The sequence below is a fragment of the uncultured Roseobacter sp. genome, from assembly GCF_947492555.1.
In the GTDB taxonomy this organism is placed as follows: Bacteria; Pseudomonadota; Alphaproteobacteria; order Rhodobacterales; family Rhodobacteraceae; genus Roseobacter.
This window is the reverse complement of the sequence record NZ_CANLNE010000001.1, coordinates 809901-826130: the sequence shown is the minus strand read 5'-3', so window position 1 is coordinate 826130 and position 16230 is coordinate 809901. Positions and strand designations below refer to the sequence as shown.

Sequence of the window (16230 nt, the reverse complement as noted above, 5' to 3'; positions counted from 1 at the left end):
CGTCTAAGCGTGGCGTTCAACCAGAACGGACCCCACGGAATATCCCGCGCCGAAAGAACAGATCAACCCCCTGTCCCCGTCTTCCAGATCACCGGAGTATTTGGAAAAGGCGATGATCGACCCGGCGGAGGAGGTATTGGCATAGTCCTGCAGGATGTTGGGCTGCTCCGACGGCTCCGGCGTACGGCCAAGGACTTTCTTGCCGATGAAATCATTCATGGTCTTGTTGGCCTGATGCAGCCAAAGGCGCTTCAGGTCGGCGGCCTGCACACCCCCGTCGGCCATATGCGCGGCGATGTGATCGCTGACCATCGGCAGCACTTCCTTGAAGACCTTGCGGCCGTTTTGCATGAACTGCATGTCGCGACGGTCAACCATCCCGGCGGGGCGTGACCGCCTCAGATACCCGTTGTTGTTGCGGATGTTGTTCGAGAATTCCGTGGCACAGCGGGTGGATTTGATCTCGAAATAGGGGCCGGTGGCGGCCTGGGCTGTTTCGATCAATGTTGCGGTTGCCACATCGCCGAAAATGAAATGGCAATCCCGGTCGCGCCATTCCAGATGAGCTGAACAAATCTCCGGATTGATGACCAGCGCGCCGCCAATGCTGCCGGATCGCACCATGTCCGCCGCCGCCTGAATGCCGAAGGTGGCCGATGAGCAGGCGACGTTCATGTCAAAGGCAAACCCGCTGATCCCAAGCTGCTGCTGGATTTCGATGGCGACAGCGGGGTAGGCGCGTTCCATATTGGAGGCGGCACAGATAACGAGGTCCACATCTTTTGCCGATTTCCCGGCCTGTGCCAGAGCGTTCTGTGCGGCCTTCACGCCCATCTCGGCCATCAGCGAGGGTTCATCGTCGCTGCGCTGGCGGAGCAGCGGATGCATGACCTTCGGGTCGAGAACGCCCGTTTTGTCGATCACATAGCGCTGCTGAATACCGGAGGCTTTGAAGATGAAATCCTCGGAGGAATACTCCTTTGCCGCCACTGTGCCTGCTGCGATCTCATCGGCGTTCTCAGCGTTGAAGAGATCGACATAGGCGTTGAAGGCGGCAACCAGTTCCGCATTCGTGATGACCTCAGACGGGGTGAAAACACCGGTACCGGTGATGGCGGGGGTATTCATAACGGGCTCTCCAAACGATCAACCAATGTGGCCCATTTCTCCCGCTGAGGTCAAGGTGGCGGACGTGGCGTTACAGCCGTGCATGGCCTTTGCGCAAGGCGTTGAGCGGTGCTGCTGTAGTCAGCGCACAGGTACGGAATAAAGCACGTAGCCATCCCGCCGGGCCACTTCGACAGCCCCGGTGTCGATCACGAACACGCCAAGGTTCTCCGCGTCCTCGGGACAGCCCACGAGATCGGCAGCGTCGTCGAGAAACTGGTTGGTGAAATCATCCTCGCCTACGCGGCGGCAGATATCGCCCTTGAACCGGTAACCGTCGCCGAAGAAGGGCAGGGAACCGGTGACAGGTTCCGGCGCGGGGGCACAGGCCGACAGGACCAGCGCGGATGTCAGAAGAAGGAAACGCATTTGAAAACCTCCGGATGGGTATGGTTTCTGCATCATGGCATGTCCCGACCTGATTGGCGACCGCCACGCCGGGGCATCAGATCAGCGGGCGAGATTTGACCGGTTCAAGTTCCATCTCGGCAACTGCGGCCAATTCTGCCACGTCGTGGATTTTTAACTGTCCGTCATCCCAGACAGCGAGCTGACGTTCGCGCAACCGGGCGAGGGTCTTGTTGGTGTGGACCAGCGACAAACCCATGGCATCCGCTATGTCCTGCTGTTTGTACGGAAAGGGCATCGTGCCATTCTGCACCATGCCCAAGGCATCGGCTCGTTGAAAAATCCGAACGAAAGCCCAGGCAATTGCCGAGATGGCGTCGCGTTGTCCAAGCGTTGTCAGCGTGTCACCCAGAAAGTGCTCTTCTGTCGCGGCAAGCCAGGTGATGTCAAACGCCCGCGCAGTGGAGTTCCGGAAAAAGTCGAAAAAATCGCCTCTGTCGAAGACACAGAACGTCATATGTGTCGTGGCTTCCACCGAATGGCCCATTTCTCCCAGCACGCCCGCTTGCAGGCCGATGAAATCGCCCGGGAAGATCAGATTTATGACCTGCCGGTTGCCGTCGGGAAGTGTCTTGTACCGTAACCCCATGCCCCGCAGGGCCGTGTAAAGCTGTGGCGCATTGCTGCCTTCCATCAGAATGGGCGTTCCAGGGTCCACCGACAGCTCACCGGATTTGAACCGCTGCGTCTTGTCCACTTCATCCTGTGTCATGTCCTGAAAGAAGGAATGCTTTTGCAGCGGACATGATGCGCAGTGGGTGACCATAGGTAATGCTCCTTACTATGTCATAGTTTAATGCGACGATGCCGAAAGGGTTCCATAATAGTGGCCGAAATCGGAGAATATCTCTTTGGAACAAACTCTTTTCGTCGCGATCGTCGTATCCGATCCCCTCATATCTCAAGATGTCGCGGGGATTTTTGCGTTCTGGCAGGCAGGATGTGTCTGCAGAACTTTCGAGACAGTGCGGCAAGCACGTGAGGTGCCGGATGAAACATTCGACCCCGCATTGGTGTTTGTTGCAGCGCGTGGTGGCGTCCTCGACTTGGACAGCGAAGACCTTTCGTGGATTGAACAGCGAGCAGTTATTACGCTGGATCTGGGTGAAACCTCATATTTTCCGCACTGGCAGCATTTGAACCGCCCATTTACGCAAGCTCAGGTCATTCAGGCTGCGCATTGTTTAATGTCTGCAGGCGACGTGGAACGGGTCGACGCGGAGTAGGCAGACTTGCAGGGATGCCGCCTGCTAGTTCTGGTAAGTCCGCGCCGTGTCAGCGTGGTTGAACGGCGGATCGTCTCAAGCTGTCGGTAGCCTGAAAACGACACCCTTGAATTTCATCCTGTTTGCACTTTCAGAGCATGAACGATGCTACGTGCATCGTATACTCTGCAGCTCTTGTGCATGCCATTGGAATGAAACCATCGCCAGACGGAATAGGCACCTGTTGGCTTAAACTCACCCGCCAACCGGCTCGTCAAATTGCGTTTGCCCGATGTCTCACGCCTGCAAAGCCTTGACGCCCACATCCCCATCGGCCTGCGCACGGATCGCGAGTGCCGCAGCATAGCTGCCCGCCGCAGTGGTAAAATAGGGGATTTTGTCGTAGAGGGCGATGGAGCGAATGGATTTGCTGTCCTCCACTGCCTGTGTGCCTTCGGTGGTGTTCATGACAAGATGGATCGCCTCGTCCTTCATCATGTCGGTTACGTCGGGGCGGCCCTCATAGACCTTGTTGACCACGCCACAGACCAGATCGTGATCGGCGAGCCATTTGGCGGTGCCACGCGTGGCGACCAGGGTAAAGCCCTGGTCCAGCAGGATGCGTGCGGCTTCCAGCATGTCGTCGGTTTTGTCCATGTCCTTGATAGACAGGAAGGCGCAACCCTCGGATGGCAGGATCGTACCCGCTCCCATCTGTGCCTTCAGGAAAGCGCGGGGGAAATCGCGGTCCCAGCCCATGACCTCGCCAGTGGAGCGCATTTCCGGTCCCAGCAGCGTATCGACCCCCGGGAAGCGTGCGAAGGGCAGCACGGCCTCTTTCACAGAGAACCACGGCATGTTGGGATCGGCCAGCGTCATCGGATCGCCCAGGGGCAGCGTCGCCTCATAGGCAGCGTCGGCGTCATAGGGTGGGCGCTGCGGGAAGGTGCTGAGCGGCTCGCCCGCCATGATGCGCGCGGCGATGGAGGCGATGGCGCTATCGGTCGCTTTGGCCACAAAGGGCACGGTGCGCGAGGCGCGGGGGTTGACCTCGATGAGGTAGATTTCATCATCCTTGATGGCGAACTGGATGTTCATCAGGCCAACCACATTAAGGGCGCGGGCCAGCGCGTGGGTCTGGGATTCGATCTGCGTGATGATCTCGCGCGGCAGGGAGTAGGGCGGTAGGGAGCAGGCTGAATCCCCTGAGTGCACGCCGGCCTCTTCGATGTGCTGCATGATGCCAGCCACATGCACGTCGGTGCCGTCACAGAGCGCGTCCACATCGAGCTCCACAGCACCGGAGAGGTAACTGTCGAGCAGCACCGGGCTGTCGCCGGAAACAACCACAGCAGAGGTGATGTAGCGTTCGAGGCTGGCCTGATCGCGCACGATTTCCATCGCGCGGCCACCCAGCACGTAGGACGGACGGATCACCAGTGGGAAGCCAATATCCTCTGCGATCTCAAGGGCTTCCGCGTCGGAGTGGGCGATGCCGTTTTTCGGTTGTTTGAGGCCCAGTTGCTGGACGAGCTGCTGGAAGCGTTCGCGGTCTTCGGCCAGATCAATGGCATCAGGCGTGGTGCCGAGGATCGGGATGCCCTCGGCGTGCAGCGCCTGCGCGATCTTCAATGGCGTCTGGCCGCCGAATTGCACGATGACGCCATGCAGCGTGCCGTTTTCCTGCTCGACGCGCAGGATTTCCATCACATGCTCGAAGGTGAGCGGTTCGAAATACAGCCGGTCGGAGGTGTCATAATCGGTGCTGACCGTCTCGGGGTTGCAGTTGACCATGATGGTCTCATAGCCCGCATCGGTGAGTGCATAGCAGGCGTGGCAGCAGCAATAGTCGAACTCGATGCCTTGCCCGATCCGGTTGGGGCCGCCGCCGAGGATCACCACCTTCTTGCGATCCGAGGGGCGCGCTTCGCACTCCACCTCGTCAAAGACGGGGGATTCGTAGGTCGAATACATGTAGGGCGTCTGCGCTTCGAATTCCGCCGCACAGGTATCGATGCGTTTGAAAACGGCCGTGACGCCTTCTGCATGGCGGGCACGGCGGACGTCGGCTTCCTGCTGGCCGGTCAACTCGGCAAGGCGGGCGTCGGTGAAGCCCATCATCTTAAGCCTGCGCAGGGCCGTGGCGTCGCGGGGCAGGCCGTTCATATGCACTTCGGCTTCGGCCTGAATGATCTCGCGGATACGGGCGAGGAACCACGGGTCGAACATGGTCACAGCGTGGATCTCGTCGTCGCTCATGCCGTGGCGCATGGCCTGGGCGATGGTGCGCAGCCGGTCGGGCGTTTGCTGGCTGATCGCCTTGACGATGGCGGCTTTGTTCTGGGGCGCGTCCGCCGAAACGGCGGCATCGACACCCGGAATGTCGATCTCGTTGAAGCCGGTCAGACCCTCTTCCATGCTGGCCAGTGCCTTCTGCATGGATTCGTGGATGGTGCGCCCGATGGACATGGCCTCGCCCACCGATTTCATTGCTGTCGTCAGATCGGGTGTGGCGCCGGGGAATTTCTCGAAGGCGAATTTGGGGATCTTGGTGACCACATAGTCGATGGTGGGCTCAAAACTCGCAGGCGTGACCTTGGTGATGTCATTGTCGAGCTCGTCCAGCGTGAAGCCGACCGCCAGCTTGGCGGCGATCTTGGCGATGGGAAAGCCCGTGGCCTTGGAGGCCAGCGCCGAGGAGCGCGATACGCGCGGGTTCATCTCGATCACCACCATACGGCCGTCGTCTGGGTTCACCGCCCATTGCACGTTGGAGCCACCCGTCTCCACCCCGATCTCGCGCAACACCGCAATCGAGTGGTTGCGCATGATCTGGTATTCCTTGTCGGTCAGCGTCAGCGCGGGCGCCACGGTGATCGAGTCGCCCGTATGCACGCCCATCGGATCGACGTTTTCGATGGAGCAGACGATGATGGCGTTGTCGGCAGTGTCGCGCACCACCTCCATCTCGAACTCCTTCCAGCCGAGCAGAGACTCATCAACGAGAATTTGACCGACGGGGCTCGCGTCCATGCCCGAACGGCAGATCGCCTCGTAGTCGTCGCGATTGTAGGCCACACCACCACCCGTACCGCCCATCGTGAAGGCAGGGCGGATGATCGCGGGCAGGCCGACCTCTTCCAGCGTGTCCAGCGCCAGACGCACACCCTCGGCGAGGTCTTTCTTGCCGTTCGCGTCCTTGGGGGCGGTGACAATCGCCGCCTTGGGGTTTTCAATGCCCAACCGGTCCATCGCTTCGCGGAAGAGCTTACGGTCTTCGGCCATCTCGATGGCGTCGCGCTTGGCCCCGATCATCTCTACGTTGAATTTGTCGAGCACACCCATCTCTTCGAGGGCCAGGGAAGTGTTGAGCCCGGTTTGCCCGCCCATGGTGGGCAGCAACGCGTCGGGGCGTTCCTTTTCGATGATCTTGGCCACCATCTCGGGCGTGATGGGCTCGATGTAGGTGGCGTCCGCCAGCCCGGGGTCGGTCATGATCGTCGCGGGGTTGGAATTCACAAGGATGACCCGGTAGCCTTCCTCCTTTAGCGCCTTGCAGGCTTGCGCGCCCGAGTAGTCGAATTCGCACGCCTGACCGATCACAATGGGCCCCGCCCCAATGATCATGATCGATTTGATATCGGTTCTTTTTGGCATGGTGCGATCCCCGGGGCAGATGGGCACGCCGATGTGCCCAAATTGTCCTGCGTTATAGGCATCAAGGGGCCGTGCGCAAGGGGCGATTGCCGCCAAGCGTCAGGAATTGGCAGAGCATGCCCTCAGATACAAAAAAGGCGGCCCCGGGAGGTCGCCTTTGACGTGGTTATCCAGATCTGCTTCAAGCTTTTTTTCTGCGCCGCATAATCCTAAACCCGAGGAAAGCGGACCCAAAAAGAAGCGCAGATGCTGGCAAGGGAACAACCGCTACCGACTCTCGCTCAAGAGTACTGGGCGATGTGCTTGCGGGTGTGCCGCTACCGCCACCTGAGCCTGCTGAACCTGATCCTCCCGACCCTGTGCGCAACAAGTTGAACGGGCTTCCTGAGAAACTCGCTGGAGTGTACGCATCCTTTTTCTCAACGACTTCCAGAAGCTCTTGGACAATCTGAGGTTCTTCCGCAGTTTCTTCCAGAAGATCGGGTTCGAAGGAATCAGTGTCTAGATTCAGAGCCGCAATCTCGACGGGCGTGTCGAGCGATTGGGTTCTGAAAAAAGAGATAGTCGAATCAGAGGTTGGCTGAACACCATTCTCCATCGCGCCGCCGCCCGCCGAGAAAGGCGCGCTTTGCGCGTCAAATTGAACACCTGCGACCCGCGCACTGTTGGCGCCCTCAGCAGCAGAGAAGCTTGAATTGTTGAGAGATGTAGCGCCCACGGCAGCTGTCAAGCCAAGTCCAGCTGACAGAAAGAACGTGAAAATGTTTCTCATGGTTACGTACCTTTACCTACGGACTGAAGCCATACCGATTCAACCGATGAGTAGTAATGCAAAAAGTGGCGGAAAACGCAAGGAATACGGTGGTTTTGCGCTTAAAAAGTGTTCCTGTAGCGGGTGTTTTGGGACAATCGTTACGCAGAAGGCACATTGTTGTGGGATGGGCAACACGGCGGCTCCCTTTACGGATGATGCAGGAACGCATGCACGGAGGCTTCGAACTCTCGTGGCTTGTCCGCGTGCAGCCAGTGGCCAGCACCCGGCAGTTTTGCAAAACGTGCTTTGGGAAAGAGCGATTTGATCTTGGGGCGGTGATCTGGCGTGACATAGTCAGAGGCCGCGCCTGAGAGAAACAATGTCCGACCGTCAAAAGCCCCATCAAGGTCCGGAAAACCCATGATTTTGTCCATTTCCCGTGCCAGTACATCGAGGTTCAACCGCCAGCGTTTTTCTGTCAGATCAAGGGATTGGGTGAAAAAGCTCTGCAATGCGGGCTCGACACCTAAGTCGGCCAATTGCGCCTCTGCTTCCGAACGGCGGGACACGGTGCTCAGGTCGACCCGGCGCATCGCTTCGATGAACTCTATCTGGCTGTGTGTATAGGCGACCGGCGCGATGTCGGCGATGATCAGGCGATCAACCAGCTCGGGGTTTTCCACCGCCAGGACCATGGACGCCTTGCCCCCCATGGAATGGCCGACAACGTGGCAGGGGCCCCCGATGTGCCTAATCAATTCGGCAAGATCCTGCGCCATGTCCGGGTAGCTGTGCGTTTCCATCCAGTCGCTGTGACCGTGATTGCGCAGGTCCACGGTGATGACGCGCAGATCATTGCTGAGGCGCTTGGCGATGACACCCCAGTTGCGGCCAGAACCGTAGAGACCATGCACGATGAGGGCAGCAGGTGCGTCAGCGGCACCGAATTCGGAATAGTTGAGCATGAGGCAAGGGCTAGCGGATTTGCGGATGTGGTGCCAGTGCTATTGCGCGGCGTGCCCGCAGCTGATTAGGGTCCGGTCATGATCGATATCGAGGCAAAATCCGAGGCATTGAGCAGTGCGCTGGAGCGGCGACTTGGCGTGAAGGGCAGGTCGTTGGCGCAGCAGGTAAAGCGCGCGGGACGCAGGCTGCCGCGTCGCCTTCGGGCTCAGGCGCAGCTGGTGGCAGAGGCGGATGCCCTGCGCGGCAATCCACGGCTTTTGCGGCAGTTGGGCGATGATCGGGTCGTGCAGGCCTTTTCGGACGTTTTGGCGCATTTGGCAGGTATCGACCGGGCCGAGGCCCGACGTGGCCGCATCCTGTCGATTCTGGCTGCGATTGCCTTCAATCTGATCCTGTTGTTCACGGGTCTTGTGGTCATTGGGCGCCTGCGCGGCGCTATCTGATCCGGGTGATCTCCGTCCCATAGAGGCACCGGGGAAAGAAGGGATAGGTGTCCGTGGCGACGTAGACGTAGCGGCCATCGATCATGCCGCCGTTACACTCATCAAGGTTGCCGGCGCCGGCGATGTAGGTCCAGTCCTCGTTATAGGTGCCATCATGCGCGCCACCGGGCGCCGTTTCGCGTGCACCGGGCAACAGCAGATAGCTGGAGCGTCCCTGATCCCCGAGGTAGTGGATTTCAAACCCATCCGCAGCCCAGCCGATCCGTGTGTCTTCGCTGGCGCTGACGAGGGCAGGGGCGACGCCGTGATAGTGGTAGGTTCCGCGCGGACCCACATGGGCGTTTTGGTCATCCAGACCCAACAGGTCTCGCGCGCCAATCCCGTCGAGGTTCCACCCGGAACTGCGGTCCCGGGAATGGCCCCGCGGGCTGCTGGCATCGTAGTAGTCTGCGGTTCCTGGCCGAATGATCACACCGTTTTCGGCAATGCCTGTGACGCGTACGGGTTGAGCGCGTATGCCGCGCTCGGGCTTGGTGGTCACGCAGAAGCTGATCGACTGGGCCTTGATACGGTTGGGATTGCCGCTGTTGGGAAAGGTCCCTGTGGTATGGTCCGGCAGGCTATCGGTTTGAACACAGCGTTTGTCTTCCGACGTTTCCATCTCCACCCGCGCGGACGTGGTGGAGGCCAGGATGCCCAGAAAGACAATCGCCGCTGTCAGGGCAAGAGGAGCGGGCCATGGGGAGCGCATGAGGGTTCTCCTATCTGTTGGACAGGAGTGATACGGAGAACGTGCCGATTTCCGTCGCGGGCTTTTCAGCCCTCGGCCGGTGGTTGCGCGTAGTCTTCGTCGCTGACCTGTTCGAGCCAGACGACAGCTTTCCCGTCCAGAGCTTCCTGAAATGCCAGATGTGTCATAGCTGTTTCGGGGGCAGCACCATGCCAGTGTTTCTCGTCTGGTGAAAACCAGACCACGTCGCCGGGGCGCAAGGTTTGTATCGGACCCCCCTGGATCTGCGCACGTCCCAGGCCTGACGTAATCACCAGTGTCTGACCAAGCGGATGCGTGTGCCATGCCGTGCGTGCACCGGGTTCGAAAGTGACATGGTTGCCTGTCAGCCGGGCAGGCGGATCGGTTGCAATCACCGGATCGATGCGTACGGCACCGGTGAAGTATTCCGCGGCGCCTTTGCTCGAGGCTTGGCTACCTGCTCTGGTAATGCGCATCCGCTTTCTCCTTTAAAGAGCCCGGGTAAGGTGGCCTGAAGTCCACCCTACCTGTCTGTTACAAAGATTGCGCTCAAAAGCGACCGGTGCTGAAAGCAGGTAAGGTGGGCTTCAGGCCACCTATGCTCTTGGGCTTAGAGGTTGGGGTAGAGCGGGAAGCGTGCGCAAAGTTCGGCGACTTCCGCCTTCACCTTTTCCTCAACCGCAGCATTGCCATCTTCGCCATGGACGGCAAGGCCATCAACCACCTCGATGATCCAATCCGCGATCTGGCGGAACTCCGGCTCGCCAAAGCCGCGTGTCGTGCCCGCAGGGGAGCCGAGGCGAATGCCCGAGGTCACCGTCGGTTTTTCCGGATCAAAGGGCACGCCGTTTTTGTTGCAGGTGATATGCGCGCGGCCAAGAGCCTTCTCGGTCGCATTGCCTTTCACACTTTTGGGGCGCAAGTCGACCAGCAGCACATGCGTGTCGGTGCCATGGGTCACCGTATCAAGCCCGCCTTTGATCAACTGATCCGACAGCGCCTGCGCGTTTGCGACCACCTGTTTGATGTACTCTTTGAATTCGGGGCGCAGCGCTTCACCGAATGCCACCGCCTTGCCCGCAATCACGTGCATGAGCGGACCGCCCTGGATGCCTGGGAAAATCGCGGAGTTAAATTTCTTGGCCAGCGCTTCGTCATTGGTCAGGATCATGCCACCCCGAGGACCGCGCAGGGTCTTGTGCGTTGTCGTGGTGGCCACATGCGCGTGCGGAAACGGCGAAGGGTGCTCGCCTGCTGCCACAAGGCCGGCGAAATGCGCCATGTCCACGTGTAGATAGGCCCCAACCATATCGGCAATCTCGCGCATGCGGGCAAAGTCGATCTGACGCGGAATGGCCGATCCACCGGCGATGATCATCTTGGGCTGGTGTTCTTTGGCCAGCGCCTCGACCTGCTCATAGTCCAGCAGGTTGTCTTCCTTGCGCACGCCGTATTGCACCGCGTTGAACCACTTGCCGGACTGGTTGGGTTTCGCGCCGTGGGTCAGGTGACCACCCGCGTCCAGTGACATGCCGAGGATGGTATCGCCCGGCTGCAGCAGTGCCTGAAACACCCCTTGGTTAGCCTGCGAGCCGGAGTTGGGTTGCACATTGGCAAACCCGCAGTCAAAGAGTTTGCAGGCTCTCTCGATCGCCAGTTCTTCGGCCACGTCGACGAATTGGCAGCCGCCGTAATAGCGTCGGCCCGGATAGCCTTCGGCGTATTTGTTGGTCATGATGCTGCCTTGTGCTTCGAGCACGGCGGCAGAAACGATATTCTCTGATGCGATCAACTCGATCTCGTCGCGCTGTCGGCCCAGCTCATCGGTGATCGAGGCGAAGATTTCCGGGTCGCTATCGGCCAGCGACTTGGTGAAAAATCCGGGGGCGCGGTGCGGAGCGTTCATGAGCGGTTTCCCTGATAAATGAGCAAAGATGCAGTTTCCTATCGGAAACACGCGAGGTGGAAAAGAGTGTAAAGCGACCTTTGTCAGGCTCTGTGCGGCTTTCATACGGGCCGCATCACGTTCACGCAATCCGGGTTACCGTGGCATCTCGGCGCAATACTGGCCTCCGCGGCGGATATGTGCTTGTTTCGGATCATAAAGTCCCGGATCGGAAACAAGATGTCCCAAAAAATCGCCTTTACGGCCAGCCGCGCCGAGGTTGCGCAAACCGCGCGGGCGGCGCTGATTACCCGGTATGGCAATGCCAAACCGGAGGAGGCGGAGGTGATCGTGGCACTGGGCGGGGATGGGTTCATGCTGCAGACCCTGCACGATATGCAACATCTCGCCGCCCCCGTCTACGGTATGAACCGCGGCACCATCGGGTTCCTGATGAATGCCTATTCCGAGACCGATTTATGGGACCGGCTCGCCGCTGCGGAGGAGGCGGACCTGAACCCGCTCAGCATGATCGCGACCAAGGCCGACGGCAGCATCGCAAAAGCCCTTGCCATCAACGAGGTGTCGCTGCTGCGCGCGGGCCCGCAGGCGGCCAAGCTGAAGATCACCGTCGACGGGCGGCTGCGGATGGCTGAACTGGTCTGTGACGGCGCGCTGGTCAGCACGCCCGCCGGGTCCACCGCCTACAACTACTCCGCCCACGGGCCGATCATCCCCATCGGTTCCGAGGTCTTGGCCCTGACCGCGATGAGCGCCTTTCGCCCCCGGCGCTGGCGCGGGGCGCTTCTGCCGAAAAAGGCAGTGGTCCAGATCGACGTGCTTGAACCCGAAAAACGCCCGGTGATGGCAGAGGCCGATGCCAATTCCGTCATGGGTGTGGTGAGCGTTGAAATCCGTTCGGAACCAAGCGTCGTGCACCGCATTCTCTTTGACCCCGGCCACGGTCTGGAAGAACGGCTGATCAACGAGCAGTTCACGTGACGCTGACGCCGCAGATCGGTCCGGCGGCCCCGCGCGGGCTCTGTACCGATTGCGGCGTATCCCGCATGCAGAATGACAAGGCCTGCGGGCGGGTCTGCCAGTTCATCGCGCCGGATTACCCGGGGCTGGAACGGCAGGTGCACGGGCGCACCCGGCAAGACGGAGATGAACACTTCTTTGGTTCCTTCCAGGAGATGTACCGCGCGGAGATGGCACCGCCAAAGGCAGGGGCACAATGGACGGGGATCACAACGTCACTGGCCGCCGCTTTGCTGGAGCGCGATCAGGTGCAGGCGGTGCTGACGATGGTGCCGGACCCGGAGGATGTCTGGCGTCCGAAACCTGCCCTGATCACGGACCCGCAGGACATGGGGCAGGCGCGCGGCATGCGGATGGGATACGCGCCTTTGTTGGCCTTGCTGGAGACCGCGCAGGATCTGGGGTTCAAGCGGTTGGCGGTGATCGGTATCCCTTGCCAGATCTACGCGCTCCGCTGTCTGGAGGCGGAATTGGGGCTGGAGCGGCTTTACGTTATTGGCACGCCCTGTTCAGACAACACAACGACCGAGAATTTTCACCATTTTCTCAGCTTGCTGGATGAAGACCCTGCCAGCATCACCTATCTGGAGTTTCGCGCGGATTTCAGGGTGGAGCTGCGCTATACCGACGGACGCCAGCGGCTGATCCCGTTTCTGTCTCTGCCGATCTCGGACTTGCCTGCGGACTTCTTCCCACTGACCTGCCGGACCTGCGTGGACTACACCAACAGTCTTGCCGACATCACCGTGGGATACATGGGCGGACAGGGCGCGCAATGGGTGCTGGTGCGCAACGCCCGTGGGGCGGAAATGCTCGACAGCCTTGGCGATCAGGTCCGTCTCAGCGCCCCGAGCAGTGCAGGCAAAAGAGCAAGCGCGGTAAAAGGATTTGTCGCCAACACCGAACGTGCCGCTGGCGGTCTGCCGCTCCGGCGGATGCCCAATTGGCTGCGCCCCATTGTCAGCTGGCTGCAACCGCGCATCGGACCCAGAGGGCTCGAATTCGCCCGCGCACGGGTGGAAATGAAAGCGGCGGAAACCATTCTGCACCTGCGCCGCGAAGCACCGGCAAAGATGAAAAACATGGTGCCCGAACACGTCTGGGACATCGCCGCGCCGTACGGCTTGCACCCAGAGCCAGAGGAAACACCGGCCTCTTCTGGCAAGAAATATCCCGGGGGAGACTGAGCCAAAGGCTCAGGCGGGGGCTGGCCCCCTTACCCGCGGGGGGCCAGATATCCGCGTATGATGTCGGTGGTACGCGTGGCATCCAGAACGGGCGGCAGAAGGGTCAAGAGCTCCCCGGATCCATCCAGCAAATGCACGAAACTGCCGTGGGAATAAATCCAACCGTATTCGGGGTCCTGAAACAGCGGCTCGACCTCCACGGAAAATGCCTCGTAAGCTGCCTGCAACGCCAGATCGTTGCCGGTCAGCCCGATGAAATTCTCGTGTATTTCCGCCAATGGCGCACCCATCGTGTCCACCTGATCCTGATCCGGGGCGACAGTGATCATCACCGGTGTGACGGCAAGCCCTTCATCGGCCAGTGCGTCGACCACGTCGGCCATCAACGGCAGTGCCGCAGAACAGATGTTCAGGCAATTGGCATATCCGAAAAACAGCAGTTGCGCGCGCCCGTCCGGGTCGGCCTGTGTCCGGGTCTCGCCATATTGATTGGTCAGTGTAAATGGCCCGCCGAGATCAAACGGCAGCGGCGGGGCCTCTGCCATGGCGCCGGTGGCCAGGCAGGTCGTGACCCAAAACGCCGCGCGCATCAGAAGTTTTCTTCGGCGTAGGTTTCATCCGCCTCAAGACCCAGGCCCAGATACCCCTCGGAGGCGATCACATCCTTCACCCGGGGATCGCGGCGGAACCAGGGGCCCTTGCCCTTGGCTTCAGGATATTTCTGAGCCCATTTCTTGGTCCAGGTGTTGGCCTTGATCCAATCTGCATCTCCGGCTTTGATGCGCTGCACCAGATAGATGTTGCTGGCGCCCAGATCCTCGTCCTCGATCATCAGGCCATCGACCTCGATCACCTGATTGCAGAACGGGGCCAGTTCTTCGGCGGCACCTGTAAAGGCGGGCTGAGAGTTCTTCATGGGCAGGACCATCACACTGTCCACGGATCGCACCAGTCCCAGCTGACGCTTACCTGCACCGCAGTCATCCGCGCAATCGCCGGTCAATTCACAGAGCACATCGACAACCTTGGCCTCGAACCGGGCGGGCACTTCGGCATAGAGGTTCCAGGTCTTGGCCTCCGATCCTTCGGAGAAATCCTGCGCCGTCAGCGGGCTGGCGATCAGGGCGAAAATGTAAATCAGGTTGCGCATCACTTCGGCTCCGGGAATGAGAAGGGCGGCACGGTGCCGTAATCTTCGTGGGTCGGGTTCACGATATCCATATCGCTGACCACCTCGCTGACGACGAGATACTTCAACCCGTCGCGCTCATAGAGCATCCCGTCGGCTGTCACCGTGTGGGCGGCAAGGCTGAGCTGTGTGTCACCACTCGCCGATCCTGCATCCTGTGCAATCTTCAACACCGTATAGACAGTGCCATCCTCGGCCAGCAGCCCGACCGGGATACCGCCCGCCGAACACCATAGCGCGCAGGTGTGATGTGCCGAACCGACAACCGCATCGGGCCCGCCCATGACACCGGAGTAGTAGCACCAGGTGTCGATGATCTCTCCGGTCACCTGAATGCGGGTGCCCTCCGCGGCCCAACCGGGCAGCGCGAGGCTGGACAAGAGCAGGGATAACATCAGACGCATGCGGCAATTCCTCCGGTTCTGGTGCAGGAAGCCTACGAGCAGCCCCTTTTTCGATCAACGGCGGAAATCCACCAAGTCGATCACTTTTTTGCGGAACCAATTGCACGGACACGTGTTGGCTTGGCAAGAGCATGTGATGCGCATGTGCTTGGTTCAACGATTTCGACAGATAAAGGAGAGACCAATGAACTGGGACATTATCAAAGGCAACTGGAAACAGATGAAGGGTCAGGTTCAATCCAAGTGGGGCGAATTGACCGATGATGAGATCGATCAGGCCGAGGGCGACCGCGAGCGCCTTGTCGGGCTCATCCAGGAACGCTACGGCGTGGCCAAGGATGAGGCTGAACGCCAGATCGATGAATTCATCGCAGAGCATAAGTCAGCCGCGTAATTTACCTCGTCGCGTCTGATTTTTTAAAGGGCGGCTCCCATGCGGGGGTCGCCTTTTTCGCATCTGGACTCAGACAGAGCGTGTGATGCCGCCATCGACCCGGATGTTCTGTCCGGTGACGTAAGCCCCGCCCTCTGAGGCCAGGAAGGCCACCACGCTGGCGATTTCATTCAACGACTTGCCGTAGCGTCCCATGGGGATCATCGCCCGGAATTCGTCCTTCTCGGGAAGGCTGTCGATAAAGCCGGGCAACACGTTGTTCATGCGAATGTTCTCACCCGCGTATTTATCCGCGAAAAGTTTGCTAAAGGCAGCCAGACCGGCGCGCATCACGCCGGAGGTGGGAAACACGGCGTTGGGCTCGAATGCTGCAAAGGTGGAGATGTTGATGATCGCGCCGCCACCCTGAGCTTGCATGATCGGCGTGACCAGACGCGTCGGACGCACGGCGTTGAGAAAGTAAACCTCCATGCCTTCGTGCCAATCCTCGTCTGTCAATTCCAACACCGGGGCGCGCGGTCCGTGGCCTGCGGAGTTGACCAAAACGTCGATCCGACCCCAATGGCTCATCGCCGCGTCCACCAGCTTTTGCAGATCATCCTGCGATTTGTTGGTGCCGGTGATGCCGACGCCGCCCAGTTCTTTCGCCAGCGCCTCGCCTTTGCCGGAAGAGGACAGGATGCCAAGCTTGAAACCATCTGCGGCGAGCGCCCGGGCGCAATCTGCCCCCATGCCGCTGCCCCCTGCCGTCACCAGAGCCACTTTTGTTTCTGCCATGG

18 protein-coding genes are annotated in these 16230 nt (G+C 60.0%); 5 read left to right on the top strand and 13 right to left on the bottom strand.

The genetic code is table 11. From position 1 onward, the window contains the following. Nucleotides 1–3: 3 nt before the first annotated feature. The 3 genes from Q1A07_RS03950 to Q1A07_RS03940 form a co-directional block, all read right to left on the bottom strand. Complete coding sequence (locus Q1A07_RS03950) at nt 4–1128, bottom strand: beta-ketoacyl-ACP synthase III (protein ID WP_299778005.1); 1125 nt, start codon at nt 1126–1128, stop codon at nt 4–6. A 120-nt stretch (nt 1129–1248) separates the two neighbouring features. Next, entirely contained in the window at nt 1249–1536 is a 288-nt protein-coding gene (locus tag Q1A07_RS03945) for a hypothetical protein (protein WP_299778004.1), read from the bottom strand. 76 nt (nt 1537–1612) lie between these two features. Continuing rightward, on the bottom strand, nt 1613–2341 hold the full coding sequence (locus Q1A07_RS03940; protein ID WP_299778003.1) for a Crp/Fnr family transcriptional regulator: 729 nt from the start codon (nt 2339–2341) through the stop codon (nt 1613–1615). Between the two features lie 85 nt (nt 2342–2426). On the opposite strand from Q1A07_RS03940, the gene Q1A07_RS03935 reads away from it, so the two are divergent. Continuing rightward, nucleotides 2427–2801, top strand: coding sequence for a hypothetical protein (locus Q1A07_RS03935; protein ID WP_299778002.1), 375 nt, complete (start codon nt 2427–2429; stop codon nt 2799–2801). A 276-nt stretch (nt 2802–3077) separates the two neighbouring features. On the opposite strand, the gene carB is transcribed toward Q1A07_RS03935, so the two are convergent. The 3 genes from carB to Q1A07_RS03920 all read right to left on the bottom strand — a co-directional run bounded on the left by carB (nt 3078) and on the right by Q1A07_RS03920 (nt 8156). Next, on the bottom strand, nt 3078–6437 hold the full coding sequence (gene carB / locus Q1A07_RS03930) for a carbamoyl-phosphate synthase large subunit (RefSeq protein ID WP_299778001.1): 3360 nt from the start codon (nt 6435–6437) through the stop codon (nt 3078–3080). A 181-nt stretch (nt 6438–6618) separates the two neighbouring features. Next, nucleotides 6619–7209: a VPLPA-CTERM sorting domain-containing protein gene (locus Q1A07_RS03925; protein ID WP_299778000.1), complete on the bottom strand. Its 591-nt coding sequence runs from the start codon at nt 7207–7209 to the stop codon at nt 6619–6621. A gap of 188 nt (nt 7210–7397) precedes the next feature. Continuing rightward, nucleotides 7398–8156: an alpha/beta fold hydrolase gene (locus Q1A07_RS03920; RefSeq protein WP_299777999.1), complete on the bottom strand. Its 759-nt coding sequence runs from the start codon at nt 8154–8156 to the stop codon at nt 7398–7400. A gap of 78 nt (nt 8157–8234) precedes the next feature. Between Q1A07_RS03920 and Q1A07_RS03915 the strand changes: the two genes are divergently transcribed. Continuing rightward, nucleotides 8235–8600: a hypothetical protein gene (locus Q1A07_RS03915; RefSeq protein WP_299777998.1), complete on the top strand. Its 366-nt coding sequence runs from the start codon at nt 8235–8237 to the stop codon at nt 8598–8600. Here the strand turns inward: Q1A07_RS03915 and Q1A07_RS03910 are convergent. From Q1A07_RS03910 to glyA, 3 genes are all read right to left on the bottom strand, one after another. Further along, entirely contained in the window at nt 8593–9351 is a 759-nt protein-coding gene (locus Q1A07_RS03910; RefSeq protein WP_299777997.1) for a YHYH protein, read from the bottom strand. The two genes, Q1A07_RS03915 and Q1A07_RS03910, sit on opposite strands and share 8 nt — an antisense overlap. Nucleotides 9352–9416: 65 nt before the next feature. Continuing rightward, nucleotides 9417–9827 carry a cupin domain-containing protein gene (locus tag Q1A07_RS03905; protein WP_299777996.1) on the bottom strand — a complete coding sequence of 137 codons (411 nt, stop codon included), beginning with the start codon at nt 9825–9827 and terminating at the stop codon, nt 9417–9419. Nucleotides 9828–9961: 134 nt separating this feature from the next. Continuing rightward, nucleotides 9962–11257: a serine hydroxymethyltransferase gene (gene glyA / locus Q1A07_RS03900; RefSeq protein WP_299777995.1), complete on the bottom strand. Its 1296-nt coding sequence runs from the start codon at nt 11255–11257 to the stop codon at nt 9962–9964. 177 nt (nt 11258–11434) lie between these two features. Between glyA and Q1A07_RS03895 the strand changes: the two genes are divergently transcribed. After that, nucleotides 11435–12238, top strand: coding sequence for an NAD kinase (locus Q1A07_RS03895; RefSeq protein ID WP_366944013.1), 804 nt, complete (start codon nt 11435–11437; stop codon nt 12236–12238). Continuing rightward, nucleotides 12235–13464, top strand: coding sequence for a Coenzyme F420 hydrogenase/dehydrogenase, beta subunit C-terminal domain (locus Q1A07_RS03890; protein WP_299777993.1), 1230 nt, complete (start codon nt 12235–12237; stop codon nt 13462–13464). The genes Q1A07_RS03895 and Q1A07_RS03890 overlap by 4 nt, the downstream gene beginning before the upstream one ends. Before the next feature lie 29 nt (nt 13465–13493). Here Q1A07_RS03890 and Q1A07_RS03885 read toward each other — a convergent pair whose 3' ends face one another. The 3 genes from Q1A07_RS03885 to Q1A07_RS03875 are packed head-to-tail and all read right to left on the bottom strand — an operon-like array spanning nt 13494 to nt 15057. Continuing rightward, a complete protein-coding gene (locus Q1A07_RS03885) occupies nt 13494–14054 on the bottom strand; it encodes an SCO family protein (RefSeq protein ID WP_299777992.1) in 561 nt (186 codons plus the stop codon). Next, complete coding sequence (locus tag Q1A07_RS03880; RefSeq protein WP_299777991.1) at nt 14054–14614, bottom strand: hypothetical protein; 561 nt, start codon at nt 14612–14614, stop codon at nt 14054–14056. The genes Q1A07_RS03885 and Q1A07_RS03880 overlap by 1 nt, the downstream gene beginning before the upstream one ends. Beyond that, complete coding sequence (locus Q1A07_RS03875; protein WP_195820123.1) at nt 14614–15057, bottom strand: hypothetical protein; 444 nt, start codon at nt 15055–15057, stop codon at nt 14614–14616. Before Q1A07_RS03875 ends, Q1A07_RS03880 begins: the two co-directional genes overlap by 1 nt. Nucleotides 15058–15241: 184 nt before the next feature. On the opposite strand from Q1A07_RS03875, the gene Q1A07_RS03870 reads away from it, so the two are divergent. Continuing rightward, nucleotides 15242–15451, top strand: coding sequence for a CsbD family protein (locus Q1A07_RS03870; RefSeq protein ID WP_299777987.1), 210 nt, complete (start codon nt 15242–15244; stop codon nt 15449–15451). A 69-nt stretch (nt 15452–15520) separates the two neighbouring features. On the opposite strand, the gene Q1A07_RS03865 is transcribed toward Q1A07_RS03870, so the two are convergent. Beyond that, complete coding sequence (locus tag Q1A07_RS03865) at nt 15521–16228, bottom strand: SDR family oxidoreductase (RefSeq protein ID WP_299777985.1); 708 nt, start codon at nt 16226–16228, stop codon at nt 15521–15523. Nucleotides 16229–16230: the final 2 nt, after the last annotated feature.